Origin of the sequence: Pandoraea captiosa, from assembly GCF_902459775.1 — a bacterium.
Taxonomy (GTDB): Bacteria; Pseudomonadota; Gammaproteobacteria; order Burkholderiales; family Burkholderiaceae; genus Pandoraea; species Pandoraea captiosa.
In genome coordinates this window covers 103,239-116,569 of the sequence record NZ_CABPSQ010000015.1, presented here as the reverse complement: position 1 = coordinate 116,569, position 13,331 = coordinate 103,239, and the positions used below count along the sequence as shown (strand labels likewise).

At 64.1% G+C, this 13,331-nt stretch carries 14 protein-coding genes; 2 read left to right on the top strand and 12 right to left on the bottom strand.

Going from position 1 to position 13,331, the window contains the following annotated elements; all coding sequences use genetic code 11:
* Positions 1-144: 144 nt before the first annotated feature.
* Both PCA31118_RS24630 and PCA31118_RS24625 read right to left on the bottom strand, forming a co-directional pair.
* Positions 145-345, bottom strand: coding sequence for a hypothetical protein (locus tag PCA31118_RS24630; protein ID WP_150627590.1), 201 nt, complete (start codon positions 343-345; stop codon positions 145-147).
* Complete coding sequence (locus PCA31118_RS24625; protein WP_150627589.1) at positions 346-1,026, bottom strand: response regulator transcription factor; 681 nt, start codon at positions 1,024-1,026, stop codon at positions 346-348.
* Between the two features lie 366 nt (positions 1,027-1,392).
* Between PCA31118_RS24625 and PCA31118_RS24620 the strand changes: the two genes are divergently transcribed.
* Together PCA31118_RS24620 and PCA31118_RS24615 are read left to right on the top strand one after the other, a co-directional pair.
* The gene (locus PCA31118_RS24620; RefSeq protein WP_150627588.1) at positions 1,393-3,246 is read left to right on the top strand and encodes an amidohydrolase; all 1,854 of its coding nucleotides are present in this window, start codon (positions 1,393-1,395) and stop codon (positions 3,244-3,246) included.
* Between the two features lie 36 nt (positions 3,247-3,282).
* A complete protein-coding gene (locus tag PCA31118_RS24615; RefSeq protein ID WP_044454431.1) occupies positions 3,283-3,564 on the top strand; it encodes a XapX domain-containing protein in 282 nt (93 codons plus the stop codon).
* A 110-nt stretch (positions 3,565-3,674) separates the two neighbouring features.
* Here PCA31118_RS24615 and PCA31118_RS24610 read toward each other — a convergent pair whose 3' ends face one another.
* The 10 genes from PCA31118_RS24610 to PCA31118_RS24565 form a co-directional block, all read right to left on the bottom strand.
* Positions 3,675-4,358: a hypothetical protein gene (locus PCA31118_RS24610; protein ID WP_150627587.1), complete on the bottom strand. Its 684-nt coding sequence runs from the start codon at positions 4,356-4,358 to the stop codon at positions 3,675-3,677.
* A gap of 279 nt (positions 4,359-4,637) precedes the next feature.
* Positions 4,638-5,012, bottom strand: coding sequence for a carboxymuconolactone decarboxylase family protein (locus tag PCA31118_RS24605; RefSeq protein WP_150627586.1), 375 nt, complete (start codon positions 5,010-5,012; stop codon positions 4,638-4,640).
* 14 nt (positions 5,013-5,026) lie between these two features.
* Positions 5,027-6,049 (bottom strand): glycine betaine/L-proline ABC transporter substrate-binding protein ProX, encoded by a 1,023-nt coding sequence (gene proX / locus PCA31118_RS24600; protein WP_150627585.1) that lies wholly within the window; start codon positions 6,047-6,049, stop codon positions 5,027-5,029.
* A gap of 214 nt (positions 6,050-6,263) precedes the next feature.
* Complete coding sequence (locus PCA31118_RS24595) at positions 6,264-7,217, bottom strand: ABC transporter permease (protein WP_150627584.1); 954 nt, start codon at positions 7,215-7,217, stop codon at positions 6,264-6,266.
* Positions 7,210-8,259, bottom strand: coding sequence for a quaternary amine ABC transporter ATP-binding protein (locus PCA31118_RS24590; RefSeq protein ID WP_150627583.1), 1,050 nt, complete (start codon positions 8,257-8,259; stop codon positions 7,210-7,212). Before PCA31118_RS24590 ends, PCA31118_RS24595 begins: the two co-directional genes overlap by 8 nt.
* Positions 8,252-8,629 carry an NIPSNAP family protein gene (locus PCA31118_RS24585; RefSeq protein WP_150627582.1) on the bottom strand — a complete coding sequence of 126 codons (378 nt, stop codon included), beginning with the start codon at positions 8,627-8,629 and terminating at the stop codon, positions 8,252-8,254. The genes PCA31118_RS24590 and PCA31118_RS24585 overlap by 8 nt, the downstream gene beginning before the upstream one ends.
* On the bottom strand, positions 8,626-9,501 hold the full coding sequence (locus PCA31118_RS24580; RefSeq protein WP_150627581.1) for an alpha/beta fold hydrolase: 876 nt from the start codon (positions 9,499-9,501) through the stop codon (positions 8,626-8,628). Before PCA31118_RS24580 ends, PCA31118_RS24585 begins: the two co-directional genes overlap by 4 nt.
* Before the next feature lie 18 nt (positions 9,502-9,519).
* The gene (locus PCA31118_RS24575; protein ID WP_246190421.1) at positions 9,520-10,674 is read right to left on the bottom strand and encodes an LLM class flavin-dependent oxidoreductase; all 1,155 of its coding nucleotides are present in this window, start codon (positions 10,672-10,674) and stop codon (positions 9,520-9,522) included.
* Between the two features lie 42 nt (positions 10,675-10,716).
* Positions 10,717-12,228, bottom strand: a complete 1,512-nt coding sequence (locus tag PCA31118_RS24570) for an aldehyde dehydrogenase (protein WP_150627580.1) — start codon at positions 12,226-12,228, stop codon at positions 10,717-10,719.
* A 15-nt stretch (positions 12,229-12,243) separates the two neighbouring features.
* Positions 12,244-13,260, bottom strand: coding sequence for a flavin reductase (locus PCA31118_RS24565; RefSeq protein ID WP_150627579.1), 1,017 nt, complete (start codon positions 13,258-13,260; stop codon positions 12,244-12,246).
* Positions 13,261-13,331: the final 71 nt, after the last annotated feature.

Here is a 13,331-nt window from a genome sequence, read left to right as displayed (position 1 = left end):
TCGCTGTCGTTGCGAGAGACGAGATATTAATGACCTTCGACCAATCGCGCAAGCCCTTTGTGAAACTATTTTGACGTGGGGGCACTTTGTTTGTCAGCGAGCCTCGCGCTTGAGCACGGACAGGGCCTGCTATATATAGACGGATTACGCTCGCGGCATCGGCCCCCTCAGCGCATGGGGAAACCACTTCGGTAACGCGGCCACGCCGCCGCGGCCGGATGCAGCACCACCACCGGCGCCGATCGTGCGTCCGGGCCGCTGAAACGACGATGCGCCACCGGCAATCGATGGCGCATCGGACATGGCGGACAACGAAGACAGCGCGGGCGCGCCGTCGGCAAGCATTCACGCGGTCTCGCGACGATGCCGCCCGATACCGCCGTGGTAAAGCGCCGGTGACGTCATGCCGAGCTTGTGCGCCATGATGACGAGCTCCGCAAACGAGCGCGCTTCCATCTTGCGCATCGCGTTGCCCCGGTGAATCTTGACGGTGACTTCGCTGATGCCGAGTTCGTCGGCAATGTGTTTGTTCATACGACCGGCCGCCACAAGGGCCATAACCTCTCGCTCGCGCTGCGACAGACGCTGCGCGCGCTCGATCACATCGGTGCTGGCACGCTCGCGTCTCAGCCGTTGACGGTCGAGCGATAGGGCGGCGCCCACGGCGTAGCGCAGTATCTCGTCGGAAAACGGCTTGGCCAGAAAATCGACCGCGCCCGCCTTCATGGCACGCACGCTCGCGGCGACATCCGCCCGGCCCGAGATCAGCACAACCGGGATCGGGTCCAGCATGGCCAGCAGCGTGTCCTGAAGGGTCAGGCCGGCGCCGGGGGCGCCGAGGTCCGCGTCCAGCACCAGACACCCCGGTCCGGCACTGCGCTCAGCGGCAAGAAACGACGTTGCCTGTGCAAACCCCTGCGCACGCCATCCCGCCCCCGCCAGCAATGCGCAAACCCTGTCGTTCTCCGCCGCGTCATGGTCGACGACGTAGACGGTCGCGATGTCGCAGTCCGGTAGCGCGTTCATGCAAGGGCGATGTAAGGGTTCGGTGAACCTGAGTATACGTCAGTCATGTGACGTTCAACATCACGAAAAGGAACGTCCGTTCGGGCAAATCTTCCCGCAGATGAAGGACATCGCATGCCTCGAACCCGGCCAGTCAAGGGACGGCGACGCTAATACGAAAAGACGATAGTGGGCAAGCGGCGGACGACATACGCTCATGCATTGCTGTCGGTCGTTATGGGGCAGTCGGGATGGGTCAGTCGGGATGGGTCAGTCGCGATGGGTCAGTCACTATGGGCCGGTTGCCATCGGTCGCAGTCAGGCACGCCCGCTCGCGCCCCAATCGATCTTCACTGCCGCCCCGCCCGCCTTCCTCCGGAGCCTCTCATGTCGAAACCCGACCTCATTCTGGTCAATGGCAAGTTCACCACACTCGATCGCGCTAACCCGCAGGCTGATGCCGTTGCGCTGACGGATGGAACGTTCAGCGCCGTCGGCACACGCGACGATGTCATGCGTCTTGCGGGCAAGCATACGCAAATCATTGACTTGAAAGGCCGCCGAGTCATCCCCGGGCTGATCGACAGTCACATGCACATCATCCGTGGCGGCCTGAACTACAACATGGAGCTACGTTGGGACGGCGTACGCTCACTGGCCGACGCGCTACGCATGCTCAAGGCACAGGTGGATCGCACGCCCGCACCGCAATGGGTGCGCGTGGTCGGTGGCTTCACCGAACATCAGTTTGCGGAAAAACGGCTGCCGACCATCGACGAACTGAACGCCATCTCCCCCGACACACCGGTGTTCATCCTCCACCTGTACGATCGGGCGATTCTGAACGGCGCAGCATTGCGCACGGTCGGCTACACCAAGGACACGCCCAACCCGCCGGGCGGCGAGATCGTGCGCGACGCGTCGGGCAACCCGACCGGCCTGCTGCTTGCCAAGCCGAACGCAACGATTCTCTACGCCACGCTGGCCAAGGGGCCGAAGCTTCCGCCCGAATACCAGAAGAACTCGACACGCCACTTCATGCGCGAAGTCAACCGGCTTGGGGTGACGGGTGTGATCGACGCGGGCGGCGGCTTCCAGAACTATCCCGAGGACTACAACATCATCGAAGCCCTGCACCGCGAGGGGCAGTTGACTGTGCGCCTCGCTTACAACCTTTTCACGCAGAAACCCAAGGCCGAGCTGGCCGACTTTAGCCAATGGGTGAAACAGGTCAGCCCCGGTCAGGGAGACGATCTCTATCGGCACAACGGGGCGGGCGAGATGCTCGTGTACACGGCAGCGGACTTCGAGGACTTTCGCGTCGAGCGTCCCGAGATGCCGCCGTCGATGGAAGGCGATCTCGAACCGGTGGTGCGACTGCTCGCACAGAACCGCTGGCCGTGGCGTCTGCATGCGACTTACGACGAAACCATCTCCCGCGCGCTCGACGTCTATGAAAAAGTCGCGAAGGACATTCCCTTCGACGGCCTGAATTGGTTCTTCGATCACGCCGAGACGATCAGCGAACGCAACATCGACCGCATTGCAGCGCTGGGCGGCGGCATCGCCGTACAGCATCGCATGGCCTATCAGGGCGAGTATTTCGTGGAGCGCTACGGCGCGAAGGCGGCCGAAGCCACGCCACCGGTGCGCCGCATGCTGGAGCGCGGCGTCAAGGTCGGGGCGGGCACGGATGCCACACGCGTCGCTTCCTACAATCCGTGGGTGTCGCTCTACTGGTTGGTGACGGGCAAGACGGTGGGCGGCTTGCGCATGGCCGCGCCGGGCAGTCTGCTCGATCGCGACGAAGCGTTGCGCCTCTGGACGGAAGCCAATACGTGGTTCTCCTCCGAAGTCGGGAAAAAAGGACAGATCAAGGTCGGGCAACTCGGCGATCTGGCCGTGCTGTCGGCGGACTACTTCAGCGTGCCGGAGGACGAGATTCAGGACATCACATCGGTGCTCACGATGCTCGGCGGCAAAGTCGTCTATGGCGATGGAGACTTCGGCAGCCACGCCCCCGCACTGCCGCCCGCCATGCCCGACTGGTCACCTGCACGCCATGGCGTGGGGTATCAACCGCGCCAGCCGCAGGTGCTCAACGTGAGTGTGAGCTGCGCATGTGCAACCTCGTGCGGCGTGCACGGCCATGCGCATGCGAAGGCGTGGTCGGCAGGCGTGCCGGCGGCCGACGAGAGCGGCTTCTGGGGCGCGCTTGGCTGCTCGTGCTGGGCGTTCTGAACCCACGGATCGCAGACGCAAACACCGGAGACTTCCATGAAGCTGTATCTCGTATCGCTTGCCGTCGGCGTGCTCGTCGGCATCATCTACGGCGGTCTTGGTGTGCGCTCCCCCGCGCCCCCGGCCGTCGCGCTCATCGGGTTGCTGGGCATGCTCATCGGCGAACAGGTCGTGCCGCCCGTCAAGCGTTTGCTCGCGGGCGAGCCGGTCAACCTGGTGTGGTTCCATCGCGAGTGCGTGCCAAAGATCACCGGCTTGCCGGGCCCGGTGGCGAAGGCATCGGACGCCGACAAGACCGTCGATACGCCCAAAGCCTGAACATCGGTATGTCAATCTCGGCACGTCAATCGCGGCCTGCCGATCGCAACATGCCTATCGCGGCACCCACGACCGTTCGCACGGCTGAGGGCGAGGTGCGTCGAAACGATTCAAACGGAGCTCGCGCGGGCGCCGGTCACCCCGCGCGCCTGCAGGAGCGTCCCGATCTCCGCGCGGTCCGCCTCCGGGAACATCTCGATGTCCAGGCGTGACCAGGCAGCGTCCAACGTGTCGACACTGACGTCCAGCGAAACCAGACTCTTCCAGAGCGCCGTGCGCTCGCCGCCTTTGAACGGCACGAGCTTGATCAACTCCACGAACTGAAGCACGATTGCCTGTCTGAGCTGAACGCGGGCCTCGGGCATCTTATCCTCGACAAACTGCTCGATGAATTGCTTGCCGGCGTCCTCGCTCTGCTTGACCGCATCGCACCACGCAGGTAATTCCTTCTGGTACGGATTAGGCCTGTTGCGTGCCGTCGCGACTGCATGCTCTGAGCCGATTGCCAGACTGGGCAAGTCAAGCGGCAGACTGTAGGACGTCGGCAAAGGCATGGCGGTGTCGAAGTCTGCGGCCATGTCCTCCGGCGGCCGGATCACCGTACGCGACGAAATCGCGGTGGGAAACGATCCCGCGCCGTCGTCGAGCTTCTCGACAATCGAATCCGACATCGGGGCCTGCCGGGTCGTGCGCATGACCACGATTCCGTCGCCATCCACTACCGGTGGCCGAATTTCGATCGAATCGATCGGCGACACGCTGCCGGCACCCGAACTTGCTTGCGTATTGATCATGATGGGTCTCCATCGGTGAGAGGGGAGTCCCCACTTTGGCACCGATAGCGCACATCACTTTGCGAGACAGTCAGGCCTCTTCGGTTCTTGCGCCACGACAGGGGCGACAGGAGCCTTCACCCAGCGTTCGACGCGGCTCGATACCCAAAAACGCGGCTTGGCAATGGCGTCGTATGGCGCCACTGCCAAACCACTGCCGAGCCACTACCAAGAGACCACCAAGCTACGAGCGAGGTATTCCCCAGCTATCGCCAGTCGCTTGGTTCGCTGCCGCCCCGATCACGATTGGGCGTCGAAAACCTCACGGGCCACGCGGAAGCTATCGATGGCCGCCGGCACACCGGCGTAGATCGCCGCCTGCAGGAAAACCTCCGCGATTTCCTCCTTCGTTACCCCATTGGTCAGCGCCCCGCGCACGTGCAGTCTCAGCTCGTGCGGCCGATTCATCACCGTGAGCATGCCCAGATTCAGCAGGCTGCGCGTGCGACGATCCAGCCCCGGGCGATTCCATATCTCGCCCCAGCAGTACTCGGTCACCAACTCCTGCATCGGACGATTGAAGGCGTCCGCCGATGCGATCGACTTGTCGACGTACTCGCTGCCCAGCACTTCGCGGCGCGTCTTCAGCCCCTTGTCGAACAGTTCCCGGTTCATGAGATGCCCTCCGCTCAGCGTGCCTTGGCCGCCGTGGCGACCCACTGATCCATCTGGGCCTTGTTCGCGGCAATCCACTCGTCCGAGAGTCGGGTGATCAGCGCGGGCGAGCCCCCTTCCTTGCTAATGATGGCTTCCCACTGCGACCACGTCTTGCCCGGGAAGCGGATCTGCTCGATCAGCGCCTTGACGGCCGGGTTCGCGGCGATGAACTGCTTGTTCGCCACCGAACCCCAGTTCCACGACGCCATGGCCATGCGGCACGGATTCGCGCCGCCCGCGCATCCCTCGACATTGTTCACGAGTGCGGAACCCTTGTTCGGGACGTTGGGCGGCAACGCGTCCGCCGGCGTGGGCAGCCACACCACGTCCACGCCCGGCACCAGCGCGTTCGTCACCCACGACGGGCTCCATGCGTAGAAGAACGCCGGCTTGCCCTGCCGCACCTTCGTGACTGCCTCGACCATGAGCGCTTCGTACTTGCCGCGCACGGCCTTGATCGTCGGCTTCAACCCGAATTTGTCGAGCTGATAATCGACGACGTCGCCGCAGCTCCAGCCCGGATCGCAACTGATCAGTTCCGCCTTGCCGTCCTTGCCGAAGAGTCCGGCAATCTTCGGATCCTTCATCTGTTCGAGGCTGGTGATGTGGTACTGCTGCGCCGTCTTCTTGTCGATGAGATAGCCGTTGATCCCGTCCCCCGCAATCAGTCCGGCGCCGACCACCATTGCCTGCGCCGCCACGGCACGAAAGCCCGGTTCGCGCTGTGGAAAATTCACGTCCGTGGCAAGGTCGATGTCGCCCTGCGCGACCGCCTGGAAGAACAGCGTGGTGTTCATCGTGCTGAGCTTGACGTCATAGCCCAGCCCCTTGAACGCTTTCGAGACGATCTGTGCGACGACGTAATTGCCGCCGAAGCTGTCGCTCTGCGCGTAATGAATCGTCTTTCCCGTGCCCGGCAGCGTTTGCGCGTGCAACGCACCCGCCGCCACCAGCGAAAGCGTGAACGAGGCAACCGCCTTTGCGAATCCTTTCATTGCTGCTCTCCAAGACTTGTTCGATCTTTTGCGATCGTCGAGTGATCGGCCCACAGGCGCAGAGCCCGTCGGCGCCTGCAGGCACGGGTGCCGTGACGCGACAGGGTCGTCGCGCCCGGCGCTACGAAATTTCGGCGCCACGAAAATTTGTTGCTACCGAAAACAGAACGGCTAATCAGAGATACCGAAACGCATACGCACGGGTCACATCCGATCACAGCGCTTCGCGTGCATCCGCCGCACGCGCCGTCGGGGGCACGTCGCCCGCTACCTGACGCTCCCCGCGAAACAGGCGCGAGATGACCGCACGAAACGTCTGCTGATCGCGCGGTCGGGTGCGCGCCAGCTTTTGTGTGAACCGGTCGAGCATCATGGCCAGCAAAACGATGGCGATACCGCCGACGGCGGCGCGCCCGACGTCGAGCCGCCCCAGTCCCTGCAACACCACGAGTCCGAGACCTTCCGCACCGATCATGGCGACCACGACCGACATCACCATCGCCGTAAGCACGGTCTGGTTCAGTCCACCGAGAATCGTCGGCACGGCCAGCGGCAACTGCACCTCCCACAGCAACTGGCGCTTGTCGGCACCGAACGCCAGTCCGGCTTCCACGATTTCGTGCTCCACCATGCGAATGCCCAGATGGGTGAAGCGAATGAGCGGCGGCATGGCCGCAGTCACGACCGCCACTTCGCCCGGCACGTTGCCCACACCGAAGAGCATGACCACGGGCACCAGATACACGAACGTGGGCGTCGTCTGCATGATGTCGAGCACCGGGCGCACCACAAGCCATACCCGTTCGCTGCGCGCGCTCCAGATGCCGATCGGAATGCCGACGAGCGCACAGAACAGAATCGCCGTCGTGATGAGCGAGAGCGTCGTCATCGCTTCGTTCCACACCCCGAGCATCGCGATGGCCACGAACACCACGGCACTGAAGGCCGCCACGCCAAGACTTGCCAGACGCCAGCACAGCACGAACGCAATCACCACCATCACCGGAAACGGTGCCGCATGAAACACGCTGTCGTTGAAGGTAAGCAGGCGTTCGACCGGCCATTTGATGAGCAGGAACAGCGGACGCATATGGAGCGCCATCCACTGCACGCCCTCCTGAATCCACTGGTCGAAGGGGAAGACGGCAAGTTGGTCTGCATTAAGCATGATGGTCTCCTGCGCTCGCTGTAGCGCCAATTCGGGCAAGCAACTGCCTCACATCCAGCACGCCGATCAGCTTGCCGTTTTCATCGGTCACGCCCATCGGCTCGTCGGCGTTAAAACGCGCCGCAACATCGACCAGACGCATATCCGCCGGCACGCACGGCAAGCGATGGTCCTGTTGTGCCAGCACGGCAGGCACAGGGGCCATCACCGAGCGCGCGTCGAACAACCGGGCCCGGTCGACGTCGCGCGTGAAAGCCGCCACGTACTCGCTGCCCGGCTCCAGCACGATCTGCTGGGGCGTGCCCTCGCGCACCAGACGCCCCTCGGACATGATCGCGATACGCGTGCCGAGCTTGAGCGCCTCCTGAAAGTCGTGCGTGATGAACAGGATCGTCTTGTTGAGCGTGTGTTGCAGGCGCAGCAACTCGTCCTGCATTTCCGTGCGGATGAGCGGATCGAGGGCGCTGAAGGCTTCGTCCATGATGAGTACGTCCGCCTCGGTCGCGAGCGCGCGTGCCAGTCCGACACGCTGACGCATGCCGCCGCTCAGTTCGTGAGGCATGTGATACGCCCAGCGCGCCAGCCCGACCACACTCAGCACTTCCTCTGCGCGACGACGCCGCTCGCTCGCGGGCATGCCCCGCAGTTTCAGCCCGAACTCCACGTTCTCGATGACACGTCGATTCGGCAGCAACGCGAAGTGCTGGAACACCATCGAGATGCGATTGCGGCGCACCTCGCGCAGGCCGCGTTCGTCGAGCGCGCAGATATCCTCGCCGTCGAGCAGAATGCGCCCCGCAGACGGCTCGTTCAGCCGGTTGATGCAGCGTGCAAGCGTCGATTTTCCGGAGCCGGACAAGCCCATGATCATGTAGATCGCACCGGACGGCACCGTGAACGAGACGTCGTCCAGGCCCACGACCTGACCGAGCGTTTCGAGCACGTCGGACTTGCGTTTGCCCTCGCGCAACATGGACAGCGCGCGCGCCGGCTTGTCCGCGAAAACCTTGTACAGGTTCTCGATTCTTAGTCGGTCAGTCATGGCCAACCTCCTCAATTTCCGTAGAAGTCAGGTCCCTGGCGGTCTGAGGCATGAACGCCGCCAGCGGGGAAAAGTCCGTGGGCACCAGAATGCGGTTCTCCGCCGTTTCGATCAATTCGGACAGACGCGGAATGAACGCCTGCCAGCGCTTGTCCTGCGCGAGTCGGGCGCGGCGACGCGCACGCTCGTCCAGACTCGGGTACGCCCAGAGATGCGTGACCTGACTCAGCACGCCGATCTCGGTCGTGAAATACCCGACCAGATGCCCGAGAATGGGTTGCTGAATCGCGATCCCCTCGGTACGGACAAGATTCAGGTACTGACTCATGCAACCGTTGCGAATACGGTAGATGCGCTCTTCGACGATCATGCGGCACTCCCTGCCCGTTGCGGGTCGGCAACATCGTCGGCGAGGAAATCGCGCAGCAACCCGGCGACCTGCCCGGCTGCTTCGACCAGAATCGAATGCCGCATGCCCGGCAGAATGGCCAGTTGCGAGCCGACGATGCACTCATGCATAAAGCGCGCCATGCGCGGGTTGGAGCCCTGATCGTCTTCGCCGGTCACGATGAGCGTCGGCACGCGGATCTGATCGATGAAGCCGCCGAAGTCGGTCTCCGCCAACACCCGGTATGCCGACGCATAGCAATCGGGATCGTTCTGCGCGTTGCGCTCGCGCAGGTAGGCGATACGCTCGGGATACCTTGCCTGAAAGTCTTCGGTGAGCCAGCGCGAGAGCGAGGCGTCGTAGTGCGCGCCGCGCTCGCCGCTTTGCAGCGCCGCGAGTCGTGCCAGCACGCGCTCACGCTCGTCTTTGGTGCGCCCCGACACCGTGGCGAGCAGCGCGAGACGGCGCAAACGCGTCGGATGCGACAGCGCAAGTCGCTGGGCGATCAGGCCGCCGAGCGAAAAGCCGGCCAGGTCGAACGTCGCAAACCCCACGTGATCGGCCAGCGCCAGCGCGTCGGCGACGAAATCGTCGATCTCGTAGCGTCCCTTCACGCGCGACGAGCGGCCGTGACCGCGCAGGTCGAAGGTGAGGATACGAAAATCGTCCGCCAGCAAGCCGGCCACGTCGTCCCAGGCTTCCTGGTAAGACCCCACGCCGTGAATGCAGACGAGCGGACGAGTACCGCGTCCCAGCAGCCGATAGGCCAGCGAGACATCGCCCACTTGCAGCGTCTGCTCGGGGGGCACATCGGCAGCCACGGCGGCCCCGGTAGCGTGGGCAGTTTCGGTCATATCGCGCGCACGCATAGGTCAGCGGCCCGCCGATGCGAACGCTGCGGGACGCACCGCCGACTCGGCCTGCTTAGCCGCAGCCCCCGCAGCCCCCGCCGCCGCCGCGCTCGCCTGTCCGGCGCGTTGCGCCTCGCGCGCTGCGAAATGCGGCATGACTTCATCGATGAACAGCCGCAGCGTCTTGACCTGCAACTCGAACGGCAGGTTGAACGACAGGCCGAGGCAGAACTGGTCGACCCCCTGCGCTTCGTAGACTTCGAGCTTGCGCACGATCTCGTCCGGTGTGCCGAACATCAGGTTTTCGCGAATCGCCGCCGGGTCGTAGTTCGCCCGCCCGACGACCGACTCGTACGGCACGGCCTCAGGAAAGCCATTGTTGACGGTGCCGATGTTCTGCATCAGGTTCTCGAACGTGCGGCCGAAGTCCACGCTGTGGCGCACCGCGACTTCCCAGTCCTGCGCCCGGTCGTACACGCAGGTGCGACGCAGCATCATGAAACGCGGACGCGCACGCTCCGGATGGTCGGCCACCGCCTTGCGGAACTTCTCGCCCAGTACCGCGACTTCGGACACGGGTGCGGCGAGCGGCGTGGACAGAATGTTGGCCCCAACGCCAACCGCCCAGTCGAAGCTCCCCGGGTCACGCGTGGCCACCCAGATCGGCGGATGTGGCTGTTGCAGCGGCTTGGGCACCGACGTGGCGAGTGGGAACTTCCAGTAGTGCCCGTCGTGCGCATAGTCGCCCTCCCACAGCTTCTTGACTGCCGGGACCAGCTCCTTCATGTAAGCCACCCCCTCCTGCTGCGGAATGCCCCCGGCCATGCGGTCGAATTCATACTGATATGCGCCGCGCGCGATACCGAATTCGAGACGCCCGCCCGTGAGGTGGTCGCACATGGCGGCCTCGCCGGCCAGCCGGATCGGCGACCAGTACGGCGCCACGATGGTGGCAGTGCCCAACCGGATCTGCTCGGTGTGCTGCGAGAGCCACGTGAGCGTGATGAACGGGTTCGGCGAGATGGTGCATTCGATGGTGTGGTGCTCGGCGGTCCACAGCGTCTCGAATCCGCCCTCGTCGGCGATGCGCGCGAGGTGCAGCATGTTGCGCACGGCGTCGCTCATCGTGTCCTGCGGCGAGAAACGCTCCATGCTGAGCGAAACGGAGAATTTCATGGGTGGATCTCCAGTGAGTTTTCGTTGGGGTTGTGGGCTCGATCAGCGCAGACGGATCACGAACGGATCCTGCATCGCCCCTGAGTAATCGATCACGACGTTCTTCAGACGCGAGAACTCGCGCATCACCTCGAAGCCGCCGCGACGGCCATAGCCGCTGTGCTTGGTGCCGCCATTGGCGGACATGTACGCCGCCGAGCGATAGGTGTTGATCCAGACGGTGCCCGCCTCCACGTCGCGCGCGAAGCGCATGGCGCGGTCGATGTCGCGGGTCCAGATGCCGGCGGCCAGGCCGTACTCGGTGGCGTTCGCCAGTTCCATGAGTTCGGCCTCGTCGGAAAACGGCATGACGCCGACCACAGGCCCGAAGATCTCTTCCTGCATGAAACGCATGTCGTTACGCGCCTGCGTCATGACGGTCGGCTCGTAATACCAGCCGCCGGCAAGGTCGTCGCGTGCCGGGCGCTGGCCGCCGGCCGCCACGCGCGCGCCTTCCTGAATGCCGGACGCCACGTAACCCTCGACCTTGTCCAGCTGCGCGGCCAGCGCCAGCGGGCCGATGTCGGTGTCTTCGTGCGCCGGGTGTCCCACGCGCACACGACGCGTGCGCTCGACCAGCGCTTCGACGAAACGCTCGTAGACGGATGCCTCGACGAAGCAACGCGAACCCGCCACGCAAGTCTGACCTGCCGCGGCAAATACGCCCGAGACCACGCCATTCACAGCGCGCTCGATGTCCACATCGCCGAACACCACGTGCGGCGACTTGCCGCCGAGTTCCATCTGACACGGCACCAGATTCTGCGCGGCGTTGCCCGCGATCTTTCGTCCCGTCACGGTGCTGCCCGTGAAGACGTATTTGGCAATGCCGGGGTGACGCGTGAGCGCGTCGCCGGTGGTCACGCCGTCGCCCGTCACCACGTTGACGACGCCCGGCGGAATTCCGGCTTCGATGACCAGTTCGGCGAGCGCGAGGGTGGAAGCCGTGGCGTGCTCCGACGGCTTGACCACAATGGTGTTGCCGATCGCAAGACACGGCGCGAGCGTGCCGGTGAGCATCATCAGCGGCGAATTCCACGGAATGATCATGCCGACCACCCCGATCGGCTCCCGGGTGTTGAAGTTCAGCGTGTCGAGCTTGTTGACGGGGATGGTGTCGCCCTGCAGTTTGTCCGCCATGCCGGCGAAATACGAGTACGAATCGGGAATCGCGCGCATCTGTGCCCGCATTTCCTTGAGCAGCTTGCCGTTGTCGCGGCACTCGATGGCGGCGAGCGCTTCCGCGTTGGCAAGCACCAGCTCACCGAGCTTGCGCACCAGCTTGCCGCGCTCCGTTTGCGTCATGCGTCGCCATGCGGGATTGACGAGCGCCGCCTGCGCAGAGCGCACGGCACGGTCGACGTCGAGCGCGTCGGCTTGCGCGAATTCGTACCATGCACGGCCGGTCGTCGGGTCGTAGCTCGGAACGTATTCGTTGCTGTGCGGCGCGGTGAACTGTCCGTCAATAAACAACTGCTGGCGTGAGCCTTCCAGCGTTTGTACCGTCGTATGCATCGATTGACTCCAGGGTCAGACTTGGGAGAGTTGGGTCCACGGCTGCGCATCGCTCACCATCGCGATACGCCCGCCGTCGTGGGAATCCATGTAGATGCCGAAGTGGCCGCCGGCCGTCTCGCGCACGTAGCGACGCACCATCGAGCGAATCTCGCGTGACGCGATGTCGTCGTAGGGCAGCTGATCGAACGGGAAGAACCGGAAGTTCGGCGGGAGTTCTTGCTGCGAGAGCGGTTGTGCGAGTCGCGCCCGGTACATCAGATAGCCGGGATCGCTCTCTGCGGTGTCGAACACCGAATAGAGAAAGGTGTCGTGCGGCACCAGCGCCAGTTCGCCGCCACCGGTGAGCGGCAGGCGCCCGTTGGCGAGTCGGCGCGGCGCGCTGGGCAGCACCCAGCCACCCCTGCCGTCCTGCGCGAGCAACAGGCTGCCGTTGGCGTCGATCAGATAGCCGACGATCATGTCGTGCGAGGACAGCCAGCCCGGCGGCAGCGGATCCTTCACCTGCGCATAGCGGCCTCGACAGAAGCCGAGGGGCGCAGCCGGGCTCGTACCGAATGCCTGAATCTGACCGATCAGGATGAGGTGATCGCCGGCGTCCACGCGGTTGTGCACGGTGCAGTCGAACCACGTCAGACAATCCGTGAGGACCGGCGCGCCGGTGTGGACCACGTCATGCCCGAGCGTCGTGAACTTGTCCGCGGACTTCGATGCAAACAGGTTCGACACCTCGGTCTGCCCCTCGTGCAACAGATTGACGGCGAAGTGCGCCGTGCTCTGAAACACGGGATAGCTCGCCGCACTTTTACCGATGCATACGAGCAACAGGGGTGGATCGAGCGAGACGGACGTGAAGGAGTTGGCGGTCATGCCGCGCGCACGACCCGCTTCGTCGCGTGTGGTGACCACGGTCACGCCCGTCACGAACGTGCCGAGCGCGCGGCGCAGCGCTACCGGGTCGATGGCGGAGATTGCGCTCGCGCAGGCATCAGCGGGCGTCGGTGTCTGGCTCTGTTGGGCGACAGCTTGCATGTCGTTCACCTCGAAACGTCATTACGTTGAGGTCAACGATAGGCGAGGACTTTTTTGTCAGCTTCCGTCGA

Bases quoted from the DNA above. Each gene is read 5' to 3' on its own strand.
- PCA31118_RS24630 (WP_150627590.1), bottom strand. From the start codon at position 345: ATGCTTGCCGACGGCGCGCCCGCGCTGTCTTCGTTGTCCGCCATGTCC.
- PCA31118_RS24625 (WP_150627589.1), bottom strand. From the start codon at position 1,026: ATGAACGCGCTACCGGACTGCGACATCGCGACCGTCTACGTCGTCGAC.
- PCA31118_RS24620 (WP_150627588.1), top strand. From the start codon at position 1,393: ATGTCGAAACCCGACCTCATTCTGGTCAATGGCAAGTTCACCACACTC.
- PCA31118_RS24615 (WP_044454431.1), top strand. From the start codon at position 3,283: ATGAAGCTGTATCTCGTATCGCTTGCCGTCGGCGTGCTCGTCGGCATC.
- PCA31118_RS24610 (WP_150627587.1), bottom strand. From the start codon at position 4,358: ATGATCAATACGCAAGCAAGTTCGGGTGCCGGCAGCGTGTCGCCGATC.
- PCA31118_RS24605 (WP_150627586.1), bottom strand. From the start codon at position 5,012: ATGAACCGGGAACTGTTCGACAAGGGGCTGAAGACGCGCCGCGAAGTG.
- proX (WP_150627585.1), bottom strand. From the start codon at position 6,049: ATGAAAGGATTCGCAAAGGCGGTTGCCTCGTTCACGCTTTCGCTGGTG.
- PCA31118_RS24595 (WP_150627584.1), bottom strand. From the start codon at position 7,217: ATGCTTAATGCAGACCAACTTGCCGTCTTCCCCTTCGACCAGTGGATT.
- PCA31118_RS24590 (WP_150627583.1), bottom strand. From the start codon at position 8,259: ATGACTGACCGACTAAGAATCGAGAACCTGTACAAGGTTTTCGCGGAC.
- PCA31118_RS24585 (WP_150627582.1), bottom strand. From the start codon at position 8,629: ATGATCGTCGAAGAGCGCATCTACCGTATTCGCAACGGTTGCATGAGT.
- PCA31118_RS24580 (WP_150627581.1), bottom strand. From the start codon at position 9,501: ATGACCGAAACTGCCCACGCTACCGGGGCCGCCGTGGCTGCCGATGTG.
- PCA31118_RS24575 (WP_246190421.1), bottom strand. From the start codon at position 10,674: ATGAAATTCTCCGTTTCGCTCAGCATGGAGCGTTTCTCGCCGCAGGAC.
- PCA31118_RS24570 (WP_150627580.1), bottom strand. From the start codon at position 12,228: ATGCATACGACGGTACAAACGCTGGAAGGCTCACGCCAGCAGTTGTTT.
- PCA31118_RS24565 (WP_150627579.1), bottom strand. From the start codon at position 13,260: ATGCAAGCTGTCGCCCAACAGAGCCAGACACCGACGCCCGCTGATGCC.